This is a genomic window from Streptomyces sp. NPDC026417, assembly GCF_055567695.1.
Genome location: NZ_JBVHPY010000035.1, coordinates 1 through 15,629, shown reverse-complemented (window position 1 = coordinate 15,629; position 15,629 = coordinate 1). Strand labels below are relative to the sequence as shown.

At 73.5% G+C, this 15,629-nt stretch carries 15 protein-coding genes; 12 read left to right on the top strand and 3 right to left on the bottom strand.

The window, feature by feature from the left end; translation table 11 throughout:
* From glnII to ACZ4NT_RS35310, 7 genes are all read left to right on the top strand, one after another.
* Complete coding sequence (gene glnII / locus ACZ4NT_RS35340) at positions 1–1,029, top strand: glutamine synthetase (RefSeq protein ID WP_467729283.1); 1,029 nt, start codon at positions 1–3, stop codon at positions 1,027–1,029.
* A gap of 163 nt (positions 1,030–1,192) precedes the next feature.
* Positions 1,193–1,315, top strand: coding sequence for a hypothetical protein (locus ACZ4NT_RS35335; protein WP_467729281.1), 123 nt, complete (start codon positions 1,193–1,195; stop codon positions 1,313–1,315).
* 118 nt (positions 1,316–1,433) lie between these two features.
* Positions 1,434–2,015: a winged helix-turn-helix domain-containing protein gene (locus ACZ4NT_RS35330; protein ID WP_121403407.1), complete on the top strand. Its 582-nt coding sequence runs from the start codon at positions 1,434–1,436 to the stop codon at positions 2,013–2,015.
* Positions 2,016–2,079: 64 nt separating this feature from the next.
* Positions 2,080–3,072, top strand: a complete 993-nt coding sequence (locus ACZ4NT_RS35325) for an NAD-dependent epimerase/dehydratase family protein (RefSeq protein ID WP_121403406.1) — start codon at positions 2,080–2,082, stop codon at positions 3,070–3,072.
* Positions 3,073–3,173: 101 nt separating this feature from the next.
* Positions 3,174–4,454, top strand: a complete 1,281-nt coding sequence (locus tag ACZ4NT_RS35320; protein ID WP_121403405.1) for a sensor domain-containing protein — start codon at positions 3,174–3,176, stop codon at positions 4,452–4,454.
* A complete protein-coding gene (locus ACZ4NT_RS35315) occupies positions 4,439–5,092 on the top strand; it encodes a response regulator transcription factor (RefSeq protein WP_121403404.1) in 654 nt (217 codons plus the stop codon). The genes ACZ4NT_RS35320 and ACZ4NT_RS35315 overlap by 16 nt, the downstream gene beginning before the upstream one ends.
* Positions 5,093–5,372: 280 nt before the next feature.
* Positions 5,373–6,932, top strand: a complete 1,560-nt coding sequence (locus ACZ4NT_RS35310; protein ID WP_467729276.1) for a DUF1996 domain-containing protein — start codon at positions 5,373–5,375, stop codon at positions 6,930–6,932.
* 75 nt (positions 6,933–7,007) lie between these two features.
* Here ACZ4NT_RS35310 and ACZ4NT_RS35305 read toward each other — a convergent pair whose 3' ends face one another.
* Positions 7,008–7,475 carry a hypothetical protein gene (locus ACZ4NT_RS35305; RefSeq protein WP_467729274.1) on the bottom strand — a complete coding sequence of 156 codons (468 nt, stop codon included), beginning with the start codon at positions 7,473–7,475 and terminating at the stop codon, positions 7,008–7,010.
* Positions 7,476–8,007: 532 nt separating this feature from the next.
* On the opposite strand from ACZ4NT_RS35305, the gene ACZ4NT_RS35300 reads away from it, so the two are divergent.
* The 5 genes from ACZ4NT_RS35300 to ACZ4NT_RS35280 all read left to right on the top strand — a co-directional run bounded on the left by ACZ4NT_RS35300 (position 8,008) and on the right by ACZ4NT_RS35280 (position 13,383).
* Positions 8,008–8,526 carry a tetratricopeptide repeat protein gene (locus ACZ4NT_RS35300; protein WP_183116945.1) on the top strand — a complete coding sequence of 173 codons (519 nt, stop codon included), beginning with the start codon at positions 8,008–8,010 and terminating at the stop codon, positions 8,524–8,526.
* 62 nt (positions 8,527–8,588) lie between these two features.
* Complete coding sequence (locus ACZ4NT_RS35295; protein ID WP_467729272.1) at positions 8,589–10,499, top strand: hypothetical protein; 1,911 nt, start codon at positions 8,589–8,591, stop codon at positions 10,497–10,499.
* Positions 10,500–10,646: 147 nt separating this feature from the next.
* On the top strand, positions 10,647–11,567 hold the full coding sequence (locus ACZ4NT_RS35290) for a metal-dependent hydrolase (RefSeq protein WP_467729270.1): 921 nt from the start codon (positions 10,647–10,649) through the stop codon (positions 11,565–11,567).
* Positions 11,564–12,625, top strand: a complete 1,062-nt coding sequence (locus ACZ4NT_RS35285) for a PDR/VanB family oxidoreductase (protein WP_121403398.1) — start codon at positions 11,564–11,566, stop codon at positions 12,623–12,625. Before ACZ4NT_RS35290 ends, ACZ4NT_RS35285 begins: the two co-directional genes overlap by 4 nt.
* A gap of 56 nt (positions 12,626–12,681) precedes the next feature.
* Complete coding sequence (locus tag ACZ4NT_RS35280) at positions 12,682–13,383, top strand: TetR/AcrR family transcriptional regulator (RefSeq protein WP_121403397.1); 702 nt, start codon at positions 12,682–12,684, stop codon at positions 13,381–13,383.
* Positions 13,384–13,393: 10 nt separating this feature from the next.
* Here the strand turns inward: ACZ4NT_RS35280 and ACZ4NT_RS35275 are convergent, their stop codons facing one another.
* Complete coding sequence (locus ACZ4NT_RS35275; RefSeq protein ID WP_121403396.1) at positions 13,394–13,750, bottom strand: 5-carboxymethyl-2-hydroxymuconate Delta-isomerase; 357 nt, start codon at positions 13,748–13,750, stop codon at positions 13,394–13,396.
* A gap of 30 nt (positions 13,751–13,780) precedes the next feature.
* Positions 13,781–15,439 carry a SpoIIE family protein phosphatase gene (locus ACZ4NT_RS35270; protein WP_467729267.1) on the bottom strand — a complete coding sequence of 553 codons (1,659 nt, stop codon included), beginning with the start codon at positions 15,437–15,439 and terminating at the stop codon, positions 13,781–13,783.
* Positions 15,440–15,629: the final 190 nt, after the last annotated feature.

Here is a 15,629-nt window from a genome sequence, read left to right as displayed (position 1 = left end):
GTGACCTTCAAGGCTGAGTACATCTGGATCGACGGCACCGAGCCGACGGCCAAGCTCCGTTCCAAGACGAAGATACTGGCCGACGACGCCAAGGGTGCCGAGCTGCCGATCTGGGGTTTCGACGGATCGAGCACCAACCAGGCCGAGGGCCACGCCTCGGACCGCGTACTCAAGCCGGTCGCCTCGTACCCGGACCCGATCCGCGGCGGTGACGACGTCCTCGTCATGTGCGAGGTCCTGAACATCGACATGACGCCGCACGAGTCCAACACCCGTGCCGCGCTGGCCGAGGTGGCGGAGAGGTTCGCCGCGCAGGAGCCGATCTTCGGCATCGAGCAGGAGTACACCTTCTTCAAGGGCTCGCGCCCGCTCGGCTTCCCCGAGGGCGGCTTCCCGGCCGCGCAGGGCGGCTACTACTGCGGTGTCGGCTCGGACGAGATCTTCGGCCGCGACGTCGTCGAGGCGCACCTGGACAACTGCCTCAAGGCAGGCCTGGGCATCTCCGGCATCAACGCCGAGGTCATGCCCGGCCAGTGGGAGTTCCAGGTGGGCCCGCTGGCCCCGCTGGAGGTCTCCGACCAGCTGTGGGTCGCGCGCTGGCTGCTCTACCGCACCGCCGAGGACTTCGGCGTCTCCGCGACGCTGGACCCGAAGCCGGTGAAGGGCGACTGGAACGGCGCGGGCGCGCACACCAACTTCTCCACCAAGGCGATGCGCGAGGGCTACGACGCGATCATCACCGCGTGCGAGTCGCTGGGCGAGGGCTCGAAGCCGCTCGACCACGTCAAGAACTACGGCGCCGGCATCGACGACCGTCTGACGGGTCTGCACGAGACCGCCCCGTGGAACGAGTACAGCTACGGCGTCTCCAACCGCGGTGCCTCGGTCCGCATCCCCTGGCAGGTCGAGAAGGACGGCAAGGGCTACATCGAGGACCGTCGTCCGAACGCCAACGTCGACCCGTACGTGGTGACGCGCCTCCTCGTCGACACCTGCTGCACCGCGCTGGAGAAGGCCGCCCAGGTCTGATCCCCCGCCGCCCGGGAAGGGGCGCCCGCCGGACCGGCGGGCGCCCCTTCGGCGTTCCCCGGCGGAGCGGGGACGGCGGGATCCCGCCCGGGCGGCGTATCACGTGCCGAGAAGGTCCGTACAGGATCTGCTCCGGACGGGGGTCATCTGCTTCAATGGGGCCATGGCAGGCTTCCAGGAGTACACCGCGACGGGTCGCCACGACCTCGAGCCCTTCTGGCCCTCCCGTCAGCACCACGACTTCGACCGGGTGTGTTGTCGCGCGATGAACGCGCGGGCCCTCTAAAGCCGTCCACCCCGGCCTTCGGCCAGCGCGCACGACGTACGTCTCCCGACCGCCGCGACCACGAACTCGCGGCCGTCGCCTCACACGACGACTCCTCGCGCGAAAGAGCTGACCTCTCATGGCGAACACCCGTACCTTCTCCACCGCCGGCACCCTCACCTCCTCGGCCCCGGCCGGTCCACGCCACCGGCTGCGCGCCGTGGACCGGGACGAGGTGGTCGACGTCGCCGACTTCCTGCCGCCGGGGGCCACCTGGCTGCCCGCTCCCCAGCACACCCTGCCGACGCTGCCGGGCCGGCCGCCGATGGTCGGCTACCTGGTCCTCGTCCCGGCCGACCAGCAGCCGCTGCTGCCGGTCGCCGTGCCCGACGTCCCGGAGACGGGGAGCGTCGCGGCGGACGCCGCAGAGTCCCTCGTCCGGATCGATCCCGGGCAGCGCACCGCGCATGTCGACGGCCGTCAACTCGACCTGACATACCTGGAGTTCGAGCTGCTCGCGCATCTCGTCGCGCATCCGCACCGGGTGCACACCCGCGACCAGCTCGTCACCACCGTGTGGGGCTACGGGCATGTGGGCGACGGCCGCACCGTCGACGTCCACATCGCGCGGCTGCGGCGCAAGCTCGGCGCGGAGCACCGCAAGGCGATCCAGACGGTGCGGCGGGTGGGCTACAAGTACGCCCCGCCGACCGTGCGCTGACCTCGACTTCCCTGTCGGCAGAACTCCGTTCCGTCCGGCCGGTGCGGCGGGCAGAGTCCTCGGCATGAGACTTCTGACGCTGGGCGGTACGGAGTTCGTGGGGCGCGCGGTCGTGGAGTCGGCGCTCGCCGCCGGCTGGGACGTGACCGTCTTCCACCGGGGGCGGGGGCAGTCCCCCGACGGCGTGCGGACCCTGCACGGCGACCGCACCGCGCCCGACGGCCTCGCGGCGCTCGCCGAGGGCGAGTGGGACGTGGTCGTCGACACCTGGTCCGCGGCACCCCGGGCGGTACGGGACACGGCACGGCTGCTGGCCGGCCGGGTCGGGCGGTACGTGTACGTGTCCAGCTGCTCGGTGTACGCCTGGCCGCCGCCCGCCGGGTACACCGAGGACGCGGCGCCGGTCGGGGACGCGTCGGCGGACGCGGAGCAGACGGACTACGCCCGCGACAAGCGGGGCGGTGAACTCGCCGTGCTGGAGAGCTTCGGCGCCGAGCGCTCGGTGCTCGTGCGCTGCGGGCTGATCCTCGGGCCGTACGAGAACATCGGGCGGCTGCCGTGGTGGCTGAACCGGATCGCGCGCGGCGGACCGGTGCTCGCGCCCGGCCCGCGGGACCTCCCCCTCCAGTACGTCGACGTCCGCGACCTCGCCGACTGGGTCCTGGGGGCGGTCGAGCAGGAGGCGAGCGGGGCGTACAACCTGGTGGCGCCGCGGGGACACACGACGACGCGGGAACTCCTGGAGGAGTGCGTCCGGGCGACCGGGGGCCGGGCGGACCTGCGGTGGACCAACCCCGAGACGATCGCGGAGGCGGGGATCGCGCCCTGGACGCAGCTGCCCGTCTGGGTGCCGCCGGACAGCGACCTGCACGACGCCCTGCACGGGGCGGACGTGTCCCGTGCCCTCGCGACCGGGCTGCGGGCCCGTCCCGTGGCGGAGACCGTCGCCGACACGTGGAGCTGGCTGCAGGCCCTCGGCGGCGTCGCACCGCAGCGGTCCGACCGGCCGGTGGTGGGCCTCGATCCCGCGGTGGAGGCGAAGGTGCTCGGGGTGTGACCCGGGTGCCGGACGGCCCTGGGCCGGGGTGCACCTGAGTACACCCCGGCCGGGTGGCCAGGCCCAGTGACCCGGGGCACCCGCTCGGCGAGACTGGGCGCATGGAGACGACGCGGGCCGCGAGTGGTGACGTCCGGGCCAGGACACGGGAGGCCGTCCTGGCGGGGGCACGGGGACTGGCCCTGGCCGTGGGGGGATTCGCCGCGTCGGTCGTCCTGTTCGTGCTGAGCGTCGTGTCGGTCGCGCTGGTGCCGATCGGGATCGGGATCGTCACGACGCCCTGGGTGCTGACCGGCGTGCGGGCGCTCACGGACCGACAGCGGAGCCTCGCCGCCCGGTGGTGCGGGGTGCGGATCCCGACGGGTTACCGGCCGCTCGCGGCGGGCGCCAACCCCTGGGCGCGCTGCTTCGGCATGCTCGGCGACCCGGCCACCTGGCGGGATCTGCGGTGGCTGCCGGTCGCCATGACCGCCGGCTTCGTGACGGCGCTGCTGCCGGCGGCGCTGCTGCTGTACCCGCTGGAGGGCTTCGCGCTGGCCCTCGGTCTGTGGCGGGTCTTCACGGACGGCACCCGGGTCGGCTGGTGGTACGGATTCGTGCCGGTCTCCGGCCCGGCCACCGCGCTCGCCGCCGGTGCGCTGGGTGCCGTGCTCCTCCTCGCGGCCCATCGGTTCTGCCCCGCGCTCCTGCGCCTCCACTTCCTGCTGGCCCGCTCCGTCCTGGCCTCGGGGCAGAGCGAACTGGCCCAGCGGGTAAGGGTGTTGACCGACAGCCGGCGGGACGCCGTGGACGTGTCGGCGGCCGAGCTGCGAAGGATCGAACGGGACCTGCACGACGGAGCGCAGGCGCGCCTCGTCGCGATGGGCATGGATCTCGGGACCGCGGAGGCGCTGATCGAGAAGGACCCGGCCGGGGCCAGGGAGATGCTCGCGCGGGCCCGCCGGTCCTCCGCCGACGCTCTGGCCGAGCTGCGCGACCTGGTGCGGGGCATCCATCCGCCGGTTCTCGCCGAGCGCGGACTGGGCGACGCGGTAAGGGCGTTGGCGCTGCGGCTGCCCCTCGCGGGAGAGGTGGCGGTGGATCTGGACGGCCGCGTGGACGCCCCCGTGGAGTCGGCGGCGTACTTCGCGGTCAGCGAGGTGCTCACCAACGTGGTGAAGCACGCGGGCGCCGACCGGTTCTGGGTGGACCTGCACCACACGGAGGGCATGCTGCGGATCTGCGTGACCGACAACGGCGGCGGCGGGGCGGTCGTCGGAGCGGGCTCCGGGCTCTGGGGGGTGGAGCGGCGGCTCGGTACATTCGACGGTGTCCTGGCCGTCAGCAGTCCCGCGGGCGGTCCCACGATGGTGACCATGGAGATCCCGTGCGCGTTGTCCTAGCCGAGGACCTGTTCCTGCTGCGCGACGGGCTGGTCCGGCTGCTGGAGGCGTACGGCTTCGAGATCGCCGCGGCCGTGGAGAGCGGCCCCGAACTCAGCCGGGCGCTCGCCGAGTCGGCACCGGACATCGCCGTGGTCGACGTACGGCTGCCGCCCTCGCACACGGACGAGGGGCTGCAGTGCGCGCTGGAGGCACGCCGCAGGACACCGGGGTTCCCGGTGCTGGTGCTCTCCCAGCACGTGGAGCAGCTGTACGCACGGGAGTTGCTCGCCGACGGCACGGGCGGCGTCGGCTACCTGCTCAAGGACCGGGTCTTCGACGCGGAGCAGTTCATCGACGCCGTACGGCGGGTCGCGGCGGGCGGCACGGCCATGGATCCGCAGGTGATCCAGCAGCTGCTGTCCCGGCGGGCGACGGGTGACGGCGGGCTCGGGCGGCTCACCCCGCGCGAGCGGGAGGTGCTGGAACTGATGGCGCAGGGGCGCTCGAACGCGGCCATCGCGAGCCAACTCGTGGTCACGGAGCGGGCGATCGCGAAGCACACGTCCAACATCTTCGCCAAGCTGGACCTGGAGGTGTCGGACGACGACAACCGGCGCGTCCTCGCGGTGCTCGCCCATTTGGACCGAGGGCGCTGAGCGCGGGCGGGATCGCGGACGCGGCGCCGCGGGGCGGGGCACCACAGCGACCGGGGAATCCCCCGCACCGAACGGCACTGAACATGGTTCAAACCTGCGCGGGGAGATCAACTCACTTGATTTGGCGGCGTTCTGAGCCCTCTTGTGCCGGAATCGTCCTCATGGGTTTCCAACTTCTTCCGGGGTTTCTGAACACCCCACACGCCCCACGCGTATGGAAGGGAGCCGCTTCACTCCTGTCGGGCGCCTCGCTGCCCCGCAAGGAAGTCAGAGGAGTTCCATGGGACGCAACACACGAAAACGCCGTTCACCGCTTGCCGTCCGCGCCATAGCCGCATCGGCGGCGCTGGCGATCGGTGGTGGCGGGCTGGTCTGGGCGAATTTCTACGCTTCCGCGCATGAGGAGAACTCGGCGCAGAACGACACCAAGGCCGCCGCCGCTCAGGTGGCCACCATCAAGTGCCCGGACGTCGGACAGCAGTTGACCAAGGTCCCGTACCGCGCGCGCTCCGGCGTCGACAGGGAGCTGGCGACCCTCGACAAGCAGATCACCGAGGCCTACGCCCGGCTCGCCGCCACGCGCGACGCCGCGACCAAGGACGCCGGCTTCGTCCAGAACTCGATCCTGGGCCCGCTGAAGGACAAGCGGACCGCCACGATCGAACGCATCAAGATCGACTTCAAGCGGGTGGGCGCCGCCGCGCCGAGCTCGCTGGACGCCCTCGCGCCGTGCACCGGGGTGCCCGCGGATCCGCCGCAGACCACCGACGGCCAGGCCGGTGACGGCCAGGACCAGAACGGTGACGGCCAGGCCGACGGCGGTCAGGACCAGAACGGTGACGGCCAGGACCAGGGCGACGGTCAGGACCAGAACGGTGACGGCCAGGACGGCGGTCAGCAGCAGGGCAACGGCGGACAGGCCGGCAACGGTCCCGTCGCGGCCGACTTCGTCGACATCACGACCGTCCAGCCGAACGTGGCCCGCAAGCCGCGGACCCGGTCCGGCGGTTCGTCCGGCACCTTCACCAGCTCCTGCGGTGTGAACGCCAACAAGAAGTTCAACACCGACAACGTGATCGTGGCGCCCGGTGTCACCAACGGCGCTCACCACCTGCACGACTACGTCGGCAACCAGTCCAACGACGCCTTCGCCAACAACGACACCTTCGCCGCGGCCGAGACCAGCTGCGCGAACCAGGGTGACAAGTCGTCGTACTACTGGCCGGTGGTGCGTGTCCAGGACGGCACCCAGGACTTCGACCAGAACAACGACGGCGGCGGCAAGGAAGGCAACGTCGGCCGGATCCAGCAGACCAAGCAGGCGTCGATCAAGTTCGTCGGCAACCCGCGCAGCAAGGTCGTCGCGATGCCGAAGTTCCTGCGCATCATCACCGGCGACGCCAAGACCCTCACCAACGGTCTCGCGAACGCCAACGCGCACTGGAGCTGCACCGGCTTCGAGAACAAGGTGCAGCTGACCGAGCAGTACCCGATCTGCCCCGAGGGCAGCAGCGTGGTCCGCTCGTTCGCCTTCCAGAGCTGCTGGGACGGCCAGAACATCGACAGCGCCAACCACCGGACGCACGTGGCGTTCGCCGACGCCCAGGGCAACTGCGCCAACGGCTTCAAGGCGATCCCGCAGCTGACGATGCGCCTGGTCTACGACGTCCCGGCGCCGACCATCGAGAACGGACAGGTCAAGAACGCCTACGCGGTGGACGGATTCCCCGAACAGCTGCACAAGGCGAGCACCGACCACGACGACTTCATCAACGTCTTCGACGAGAACCTGATGAACAAGATGGTCAACTGCATCAACACGGGCAGGAAGTGCAAGTGACCGGCTGAGCCGGTCAGCCGAAGGGCCGGTGGCGGGAGATCCCGCCACCGGCCCTTCGCCGTTCCTCCGGCGCGGTCAGCCGCTGTGGTGACCGGAGTGCGCGGTCTCGTCACCCGCGCCGCCGCTGCCGCCCGAGTGGTGCGAGGCCCCCTCCTCACGGGTCCCGCCGAGCCGGCCGCGCAGTGCGGTGACCGTCTTCGCCTCGCCCACGGCGACCCACTTGCTGCCGACGAGGTACGAACCGCCGTAGTCCTTGGCGTCGTTCAGCCATTCACGCTGGCCCCGGTCGGTGGCGAAGGTGGCGAGAATGAACTTGCCGTCGGTGTTCCTGCAGACGGCCTGGCGGATCTCTGCCGCGTCCGTCTGGATGTCCGGCTTGCACTTCGCCTCGGAGGCCAGGTGCTCCAGGCTGCCGGTGGCCGTGGCCGGGACCTTGTCGTCCCCGGCGCCGGCGTCGCCGGACCCGCCGCAGCCGGTGAGCAGCAGCAGTGCCGCCACGGCCCCGGTCGCTCCGACCGCGAGCCTCTCGCGCGTCACCCTCATACGTTCCTCCGGTCCCTTCCGGCGACGAGAACTCGCCGGCTTCGTACGCACCGTTTCAGCACGGACACCGGTCCGGTCCCGCGCCGCACCCGTCGGGACGGGGGGCGCACGGACGAGCGGTCCGCCGCGGCGCACGGTGCCGGGCACGGCCGGTGCCGCCGGCTCGGGACCGCCCCCGTGGTGACGGTCCCGGCCCACGCCGCAGGGAGCCCCGGCGGGGGCCCCGCCTTCGATACGGCTCCCGCACGCCCCGTGCTCAATCGCCGCCGCCCGGACCTGCCGGACGGTCCCGCCCAGTCTGGTCGCCCCCGGGGCCCGACGGCACCGATTCGGGGCGACGGGTGCCGCGGGACCCCTCCGCGGTGGCGGGCCCGGCGGTTGCGCGGGCGGGGCCGACCGCCCTCGGTCGGCGCGTGGGCGGGAGAGCGGACCTGCCGTCGGGCCGCGGAGCGGACCTTCCGTCGGGGCGGTGCGCGGGCCGGGGAGCGGTACGGCCGGAAGATCACCGGCCCGATGGTCCGCCGGGGCACGCCTGTGCGAGGGTGGGCCCGTGAACGACGACTGGGAAAAGCGCGTGGCTGCCGCCTGGGCCACCTTCGACGACTACGACCAGGCACACGCGGCGGACTTCCGGGCGGTGATCGACGACCTCGTCGCCGAACTGCCGGACGACAGTCCCGTCGGCCTCTTCGAGCAGGCGGGCGCCTGGGACTCGACGGGTCACTCGGACCGGGCGGTCCCGCTGTACCGCCGGGCCCTGGACGGCGGCCTCGACGGCTACCGCGGCCGGCGCGCCAGGATCCAACTCGCCAGTTCGCTGCGGAACATCGGGGAGCCGGAGGAGGGCGTCCACCTCCTCACCCCCGAACTGGTCGCCCCCTCCGACGAGTTGGACGACGCCGTGCGCGCCTGTCTCGCGCTGTGCCTGGCCGACCTGGGCCGCGAGCGCGAGGGCCTGGCCCTGGTGCTGGGCGCCCTGGCTCCGCATCTGCCGCGCTACCAGCGGTCGATGGCGAACTACGCGCGGCTGCTCGTGGAGCCCGACGCGTAAAGCCCCGGTCCGCTTCCCGCGGGTCCAGGTGACCAACACACCGTTCGCTCGTTCTGCTGAACGTGCAGTCACAGGATGTAGCCCCGCGCCCCGCGCCCGAATCGGCCGTCGACATCGAGCAGGCCGAGGCCGCGCTCGTCGAGCACTATCCGCGGCTCGTCCGGCTCGCCTATCTGGTGCTGCCGCCGGGCCTCGGCCGCAACCGCCGGGTGCTGACGGCGCACGCCCTGACCCAGCGGGCCCTGCCGCGCGGGCGGACCGCCGCGACCCTGATCCCCGCGCAGTCGGGGGCCCGCGAGGGTGACCCGGGCTATGTCGTCGTGCGCCTGCACGTGGTGCGCGGCGCACTGGACGCGGGCCTCCCCCTGAAGCGGATGGCCTGGCCCAAGCGGTCGCAGCTGCCCCCGCTGCTTCCACAGGTGTGGGGCCTGCGGCTCTTCCCGCGCTCGGGCGGCGCCGACGAACTCGCCCTGGACCAGCGGCTGTCGGAGCTCACCGGACCCGCCCGAGCGGCCTTCGTGCTGCGCGCGCTGGAGCGACTGTCCGACGCCGATGTGCGCGAGGTGCTCGACGCCGCGGGCGTCGCGGAGCCGGGTGCGGCGCTCACCGAGGCGGGCAACGTGACGGCCCGGGACGGGCTGCTGCTCTCCCCCGAGTTCGACCCGTGCTCGCTGCACGCCCGGCCCACCGACCTGATGCGGCGCAGGCAGCACATGCGGGCCGCGCTCGCCGCGGCGGCGGCCGTCGCGGTCTGCGGCGCGCTGCTCGGCCTGCCCGGCGACGGCTGGGGCCCGGACGGGGCCGCCGCACCCGCGTACGCGCAGAACCCGGCCGCGGAGGCGGCACTGGACCCGGCGCAGGTGGTCAAGGTGCCCGCGACCGCCTGGCAGTCGTCCGCGCGCACCGACTTCTCCGTGTGGCCCGCGCGCGGCGGCCTCACCGGGGACGAGGCGCTGCTGCGGCGGGCGCTCGCCGTGTGGGCCCGCCCCGGGGAGACCGTGCAGGTCTCGGCGACGCCGGGCACGCCCTCCGGCGCTCCCCCCGGGCCGCCGCAGCTCCTGTACGCGGGCGACGTGGACTCCGCGCGCGTGGTGCTGCTGTACGACGGTCTGCGCATCGTCCGGTACGCCGAGCCGAAGGACGCCACGAGCGGCGCCGCCCTCGACTTCGCGCGGGTGGACGGTGCGAGCGACGCGGAGTCGAGCGCGGTGGTCCTCGACCGGGCGGACGGCAACGTCCGGTATCTGACGGCGCCGTGGGTGCGCGCCGCCGCGACACGGGACCTGCTCCGGCCGGCGGACGCCCCGGTCGACCTGGGGCTGTCGGCGGACGGCGTGACCGGTCCGCTGGCCAGCCCCGCACAGCAGACCGGCGCGTGCCGCTCCTGGCAGACGCTGCAGCTGACGGGCGGCCCGGGCGCGGCCGGCCCGCGCCTGCTGAGCGACCTCGGGGAACTCACTCCGGCCCATCTCACCGCGGGACGGCCGGCCGCGCCGCACGAGGCCTCGCCGGAGAGCTGGTCGCCCTTCGCCTGCTCCCTCGCCTCGGTGCGCTCCCAGGGCGTACGGGCCGTGAACGCCTGGCAGTTCGCACGGCAGCCGCTGCCCGACGCGAGCGGGTCGGGCGACTGGGTCTGCACCCGCGCGGAGACCTGGCGCGGTGCGGACGCCCGGGTGCTGGCGCAGTTCCGCACGCCCGGCGGGCGCTTCGGGGCGGTCGCGGCGAAGGCCGAGGACTCTCCCGCCTGCGGGTCGCGCGAGCCGCACGTCCTGGCCGGGGTGCTGTGGAAGTCGGCGGCCGGGTCCTGGTACCTGCTCGCCGCCGGCAGCAGGGACACGGCCTCGATCAGTGCGACGGGCGGGGTCCGGGGCACGGCCCAGGGCAGTCGGCTCGCCGTCCGGGCGAAGCAGGGGGCGCAGGCCGAACTGACGGGGAAGCTGGCGAACGGCAGGTCGGTCACCGGACTGCGCTGACCGCCGCCCGCCCCGCGGTTGCGGGCGGCGCCGACCGCGGCGCCGCCCGGCCGCCCTCCCGTCCCGACGGCAGGCCTGCTGACATTCGCGTCAACAAGTCCCCGCACAGGGGTTCACCCGCGGCCTACCCGTCAGTACATTGACGCCATGTCCAACAAGCAGACGACGGCCCGGCTGCCCCGGCCGGTCGAGTCCGAGCGGACCCCGCTCACGGCGCGGAAGGTGTCCTTCTCCTGGGCGGACACCCCGCTGCACTGGGTGCCGGACGATCCGTTCACCACGCACACCATCAACGTGCTCCACCTGCTGCTGCCCGCGGGTGAGCGCTGGTTCGTGCACGTGTACAAGCAGGTGCTGCCCCTCATCCGGGACGACCGGCTGCGTGAGGACGTCATCGGCTTCATCGGGCAGGAGGCGATGCACTCGCAGGCCCACGACGAGGTGCTGCCGCACCTCAAGGAGCTGGGCCTCGACCCCACGCCGTACACCGCGCAGGTCGACTGGCTCTTCGAGAAGCTGCTCGGCGACCGCACCCTCCCGCCCGGCCGGGCCGCCAGGTGGTGGCTGCTGGAGCGGGTCGCGGTCATCGCGGCGATCGAGCACTACACCGCGTTCCTCGGCAACTGGGTGCTGAACGCCGAGGAGCTGGACCGGCGCGGAGCCGATCCGACCATGCTGGACCTGCTGCGCTGGCACGGCGCGGAGGAGGTCGAGCACCGGTCCGTGGCGTTCGAGCTGTTCCAGCACCTCGACGGCGGCTACCGGCGCCGGGTGCGCACCTGGGCGACCGCCTTCACGGCCCTGGTCTTCCTGTGGCAGCGCGGGACGCGGTTCTTCATGGAGAACGACCCCACCTTGACGGCGGGCCGGGCCGGCTTCAAGGACTTCTACGCGAGCGGGAAGGAAGGCGTGCTGCCGTCGACCGGGGACATGCTCAAGTCCATTCCCCGCTACCTCAGCCGCACCTACCACCCGTCCCAGGAGGGCTCGACCGCGCAGGCGGTCGCCTATCTCGCCGCCTCCCCCGCGGCGACGGCGGCGACGGCGGCGGAACGGAGTGCCTCGTGACACCCCGGCTGCGCACCCTCGTGGCCGTCGCCGGCACCGCGCTGCTGGTCCGGCGCGCACTGCGCCGCCGGATCGTGGCATCGCCGCTGTGGCCGCTGCCCGCCCTGGCGGAACCGGTCTCGGGCCGGCCCCGCTCCCGGGCACTGCGCCTGCGGGTCACCCGGCACGAGCGGATCGCCGACGGCGTCGTCCAACTGCGCCTGGAGGGCTACGCGCTGCCCGCCTGGACCCCGGGCGCCCACCTCGACCTGGTACTGCCCTCCGGGCTCGTGCGGCAGTACTCCCTGTGCGGGGATCCCGAGGACACCTCGTCGTACACCGTGGCGACCCGGCTCGTGGACGAGGCCGAGGGCGGGCGCGGCGGTTCGCGCGAGGTGCACGGACAGCTCCAGGAGGGCATGGAGGTCGAGGTGCGCGGACCGCGCAACCGCTTCCCGCTCGTGACGGCCCCCGCGTACGTCTTCGTGGCCGGCGGCATCGGGATCACGCCCCTCCTGCCGATGCTGCGCTCCCTCGGGGAGGACGTGCCGTGGCAGCTGCTGTACGGCGGACGGACCCGGGCGTCCATGCCGTTCCTGGAGGAGATCGAGAAGCTGCGGGGCGGGCGGGTCACCGTCGTCGCCGAGGACGCGGACGGACGGCCCGACCTCGACGGGCTGTTCGGCGGGCTGCCCGAGGGCGCCGCGGTCTACTGCTGCGGCCCCGACGGACTGATGGACGCGGTCGCCGCCCGTCTCCCCGAGGGCGCGTCCCTGCATCTGGAGCGATTCACCGCGAGCGCCCCGGCCGGGGGCGACGACGCCTTCGAGGTCGAACTGCGCCGCAGCGGCCGTACCGTGACCGTCCCCGCCGGCTCCACCGTGCTCGCCGCCGTGCGCGAGGAACTGCCCGACACCCTGTACTCGTGCGGGCAGGGGTTCTGCGGGACCTGTCAACAGCGCGTCCTCGAAGGGGAGATCGACCACCGGGACGAGCTGCTGACGGACGCGGAGCGTGACGACTCGATGCTGATCTGTGTGTCGCGGGCACGTGGTGGACGCATCGTGCTGGACATGTGAACACCCCCGGCCGGACCGGCCCGTTCCGGGCCGGATCCGATCGGTAAGGTGGTCGTATGACAACCGGGGTACGCCGCAGGATGGGCGTCGAGGAGCGACGGCAGCAGCTGATCGGCGTCGCCCTCGACCTGTTCAGCCGACGCTCGCCCGACGAGGTCTCCATCGACGAGATAGCCTCGGCCGCGGGCATCTCGCGGCCGCTGGTCTACCACTACTTCCCCGGCAAACTGAGCCTCTACGAGGCCGCGTTGCAGCGGGCCTCCGACGACCTCGCGGGGCGTTTCGTCGAACCCAGGGAGGGGCCGCTCGGCGCCCGGCTGCTGCGCGTCATGCACCGCTTCTTCGACTTCGTGGACGACCACGGGCCCGGCTTCTCGGCGCTCATGCGCGGCGGCCCGGCGGTCGGCTCGTCGACCACCAACGCGCTGATCGACTCGGTGCGCCAGGCCGCGTACGTCCAGATCCTCGCGCACCTCGGGGTCGAGAACCCGCCCGCCCGGCTCGAACTGGTGATCCGCTCGTGGATCTCGCTCGCCGAGTCGACGGCGCTGCTCTGGCTGGACGGGCGGCGGATCCCGCGCGACGAGCTGGAGGCGCAGCTCGTACGGGACTTCGCCGCGCTCGCCGCGGTCAGCGCGGCCTACGACGCCGAACTGGCCGCGCTGCTGCGGCGGACGTTCGCGCACGAACCGGCCGACGGCCCCTTCACCGACCTCGCGGTCCGGCTGATCTCACTGGCCTCGCCCCCGGCACCGTAGTCCCGCGGGCTCAGACCTCGAACTTGCGGTAGGACGGGTCGAGGTCGCGCACCTCGGCCGAGGCGTGCAGGGCGAGATCGCCGGCGGGCTTCACATACGTCCTGAGCAGCTCCAGCACGGCCTCGGTCAGCTTCGCCTTGGTCTCGTCGGTCCGCCCGGCGAGCAGCCCCAGTGTGACGTGCACGACGGCGTGCCCGTCGCCGTCGGCACCCACGACCGTGTCCTCGGTGGGGCGGAACTGCGTCTTGCAGGCGGCGATCTTCGCGGCCGCCGTGTCCACGACCTCCGCGTGCAGTGCCTGCGCGAACCCGCTGCGGTCGAAGGCGTCGGCGAGCGTCGCGGAGTAGTCGACGGTGATCTGCGGCATGGGCACTCCTGTTCCAGGGGGACGTCCCGGTCACCCTAGCCGCAGCGCGAGCAGCGCGATGTCGTCCTCCCGGTCGCGGCCGAAGCAGTCCAGGAGCGTGTCGCAGAGGGCGGCGGCACCGGGCGGGGCGTCGGCGGCGGCGGTGCGCAGCTGCTCCATGGAGACGGCGAGGTCGGTGCCCCGCGTCTCGATCAGGCCGTCCGTCACCATCAACAGCCGGTCGGTGGGCATCAGGACGGCCTCGGTGGGCGCCGGGTGGTCCAGCCCGAGGCCGAGCAGCGGACCGCTCGCCTTGATGTAGGAGGCGGTGCCGTCGTCGCCCACGACCAGCGGCGGGATGTGGCCGGCGTTGGCGATCCGGACCCGTCCGCTCGCCGGCTCGACCAGGGCCAGGCAGACCGTGGCGGTGAGGTCGGGATGGTAGTGCTGGAGCATCCGGTCGAGCCGCCGGGCCAGGGCGCCGGGGTCGGGGTCCTCGACGCAGTACGCGCGCAGGGCGTGCCGGATCTCGACCATCACGGTGGCCGCGTCCAGTGAGTGCCCGACGACGTCGCCGACCGCGGTGAGCACGCCGCACGAGGTGCTCAGCGCCGCGTAGAAGTCCCCGCCGATCTCGGTCTGCCGGGAGGCGGGCACGTACCGCACGACGACGTCCACGCCGGGCAGTTCGGGCAGCCGGTGCGGCTGCGGCAGGAAGCTGTGCTGGAGGGTCAGCGCGACGTGGCGCTCGACCTGGTACATGAGCAGCGGCTCGGCGGCTAGCGCGGTGGCCTGGGCGAGCCGGACGACCAGCGCCTCGGTGCGCGGGTCGGTGACCGTGGAGCGCGGGTGCCGCGCGGGCACGGCGAGGCAGACCGGCGCCCGCTCGTGGTGGGTCCGGGCGAGCACCAGGCGGGCGTCGTCGCCGACGCCGGGCCGGAAGAAGCCCGAGGGCCACAGCGGTGCGGGCACGACGGTGCTGCGCACCCCGGTGTGGCCGTTCATGAAGGAGCGGATCAGCCCGGCCACCGCCTCGTGCGAGCTGCCGTCCGGCGGGGTTCCCCGGGGGCGCGGCTGGGCCCGGGCGGGCGAACGGCCGCCGGATCTGCCCTCGTACAGCTCACCGTCCTCGGCGAGCACGAAGACGGCGGCGGGGGTGCCGGTGAGCCGTGCGGTCCCCTCGGCGGCGGCGTCGGCGAGTTCGGTGAGGCAGCGTGCGGTCTGCACGGCGACGATCGCCTCGGACAGCAGGGTCAGGCGGCGCACGAGGGCCTCGGCTCCCGAGCGGATCCTTGCGCCCCGCACGGCCGCGCGGACGACCGCCTCGATCTCCTCGGGCTCGGCGGGCACCGACAGATAGGCCTCGCCGCCCGCGTCCAGGCCCCGGCAGCGGTAGCCCGGTTCGGCGGACGCGGCGGAGAAGTGCACGACGGGCAGCCCGGCCGTGGAGGACTGGGCCTTGAGCCGCCGGCACAGCTCGAGGCCGTTCATGTCCGGGAGTCCGACGTCCACGAGCGCCACGTCGGGCAGAGTGCCCGCGCGCAGCCGCGCGTCGAGTTCGCCGAGCGCCTCCCCCGCACTGGCGACGGGGACGACGTGGTGACCGGCACGACGCAGTACGGCAGCCAGCGCGTAGCGGCTGGCCGCCGCGTCGTCGACCACGAGCACGGTGGACGCCGTGCCGGCGGCCTCCGTGTCGTAGCCGTCCATGCGAAAGCCCCTCGGGGCACGGAGGTGGGGGGGGGGGGGGGGGGGGGGGGGGCCACCCCCCCCCCCCCCCCCCCCCCCCCCCCCCCCCCCCCCCACCCCCACCCCCCCCCCCCCCCCCCCCCCCCCCCCCCCCCCCCCCCCCCCCCCCCCCCCCCCCCCCCCCCCCCCCCCCCCCCCCCCCCCCCCCCCC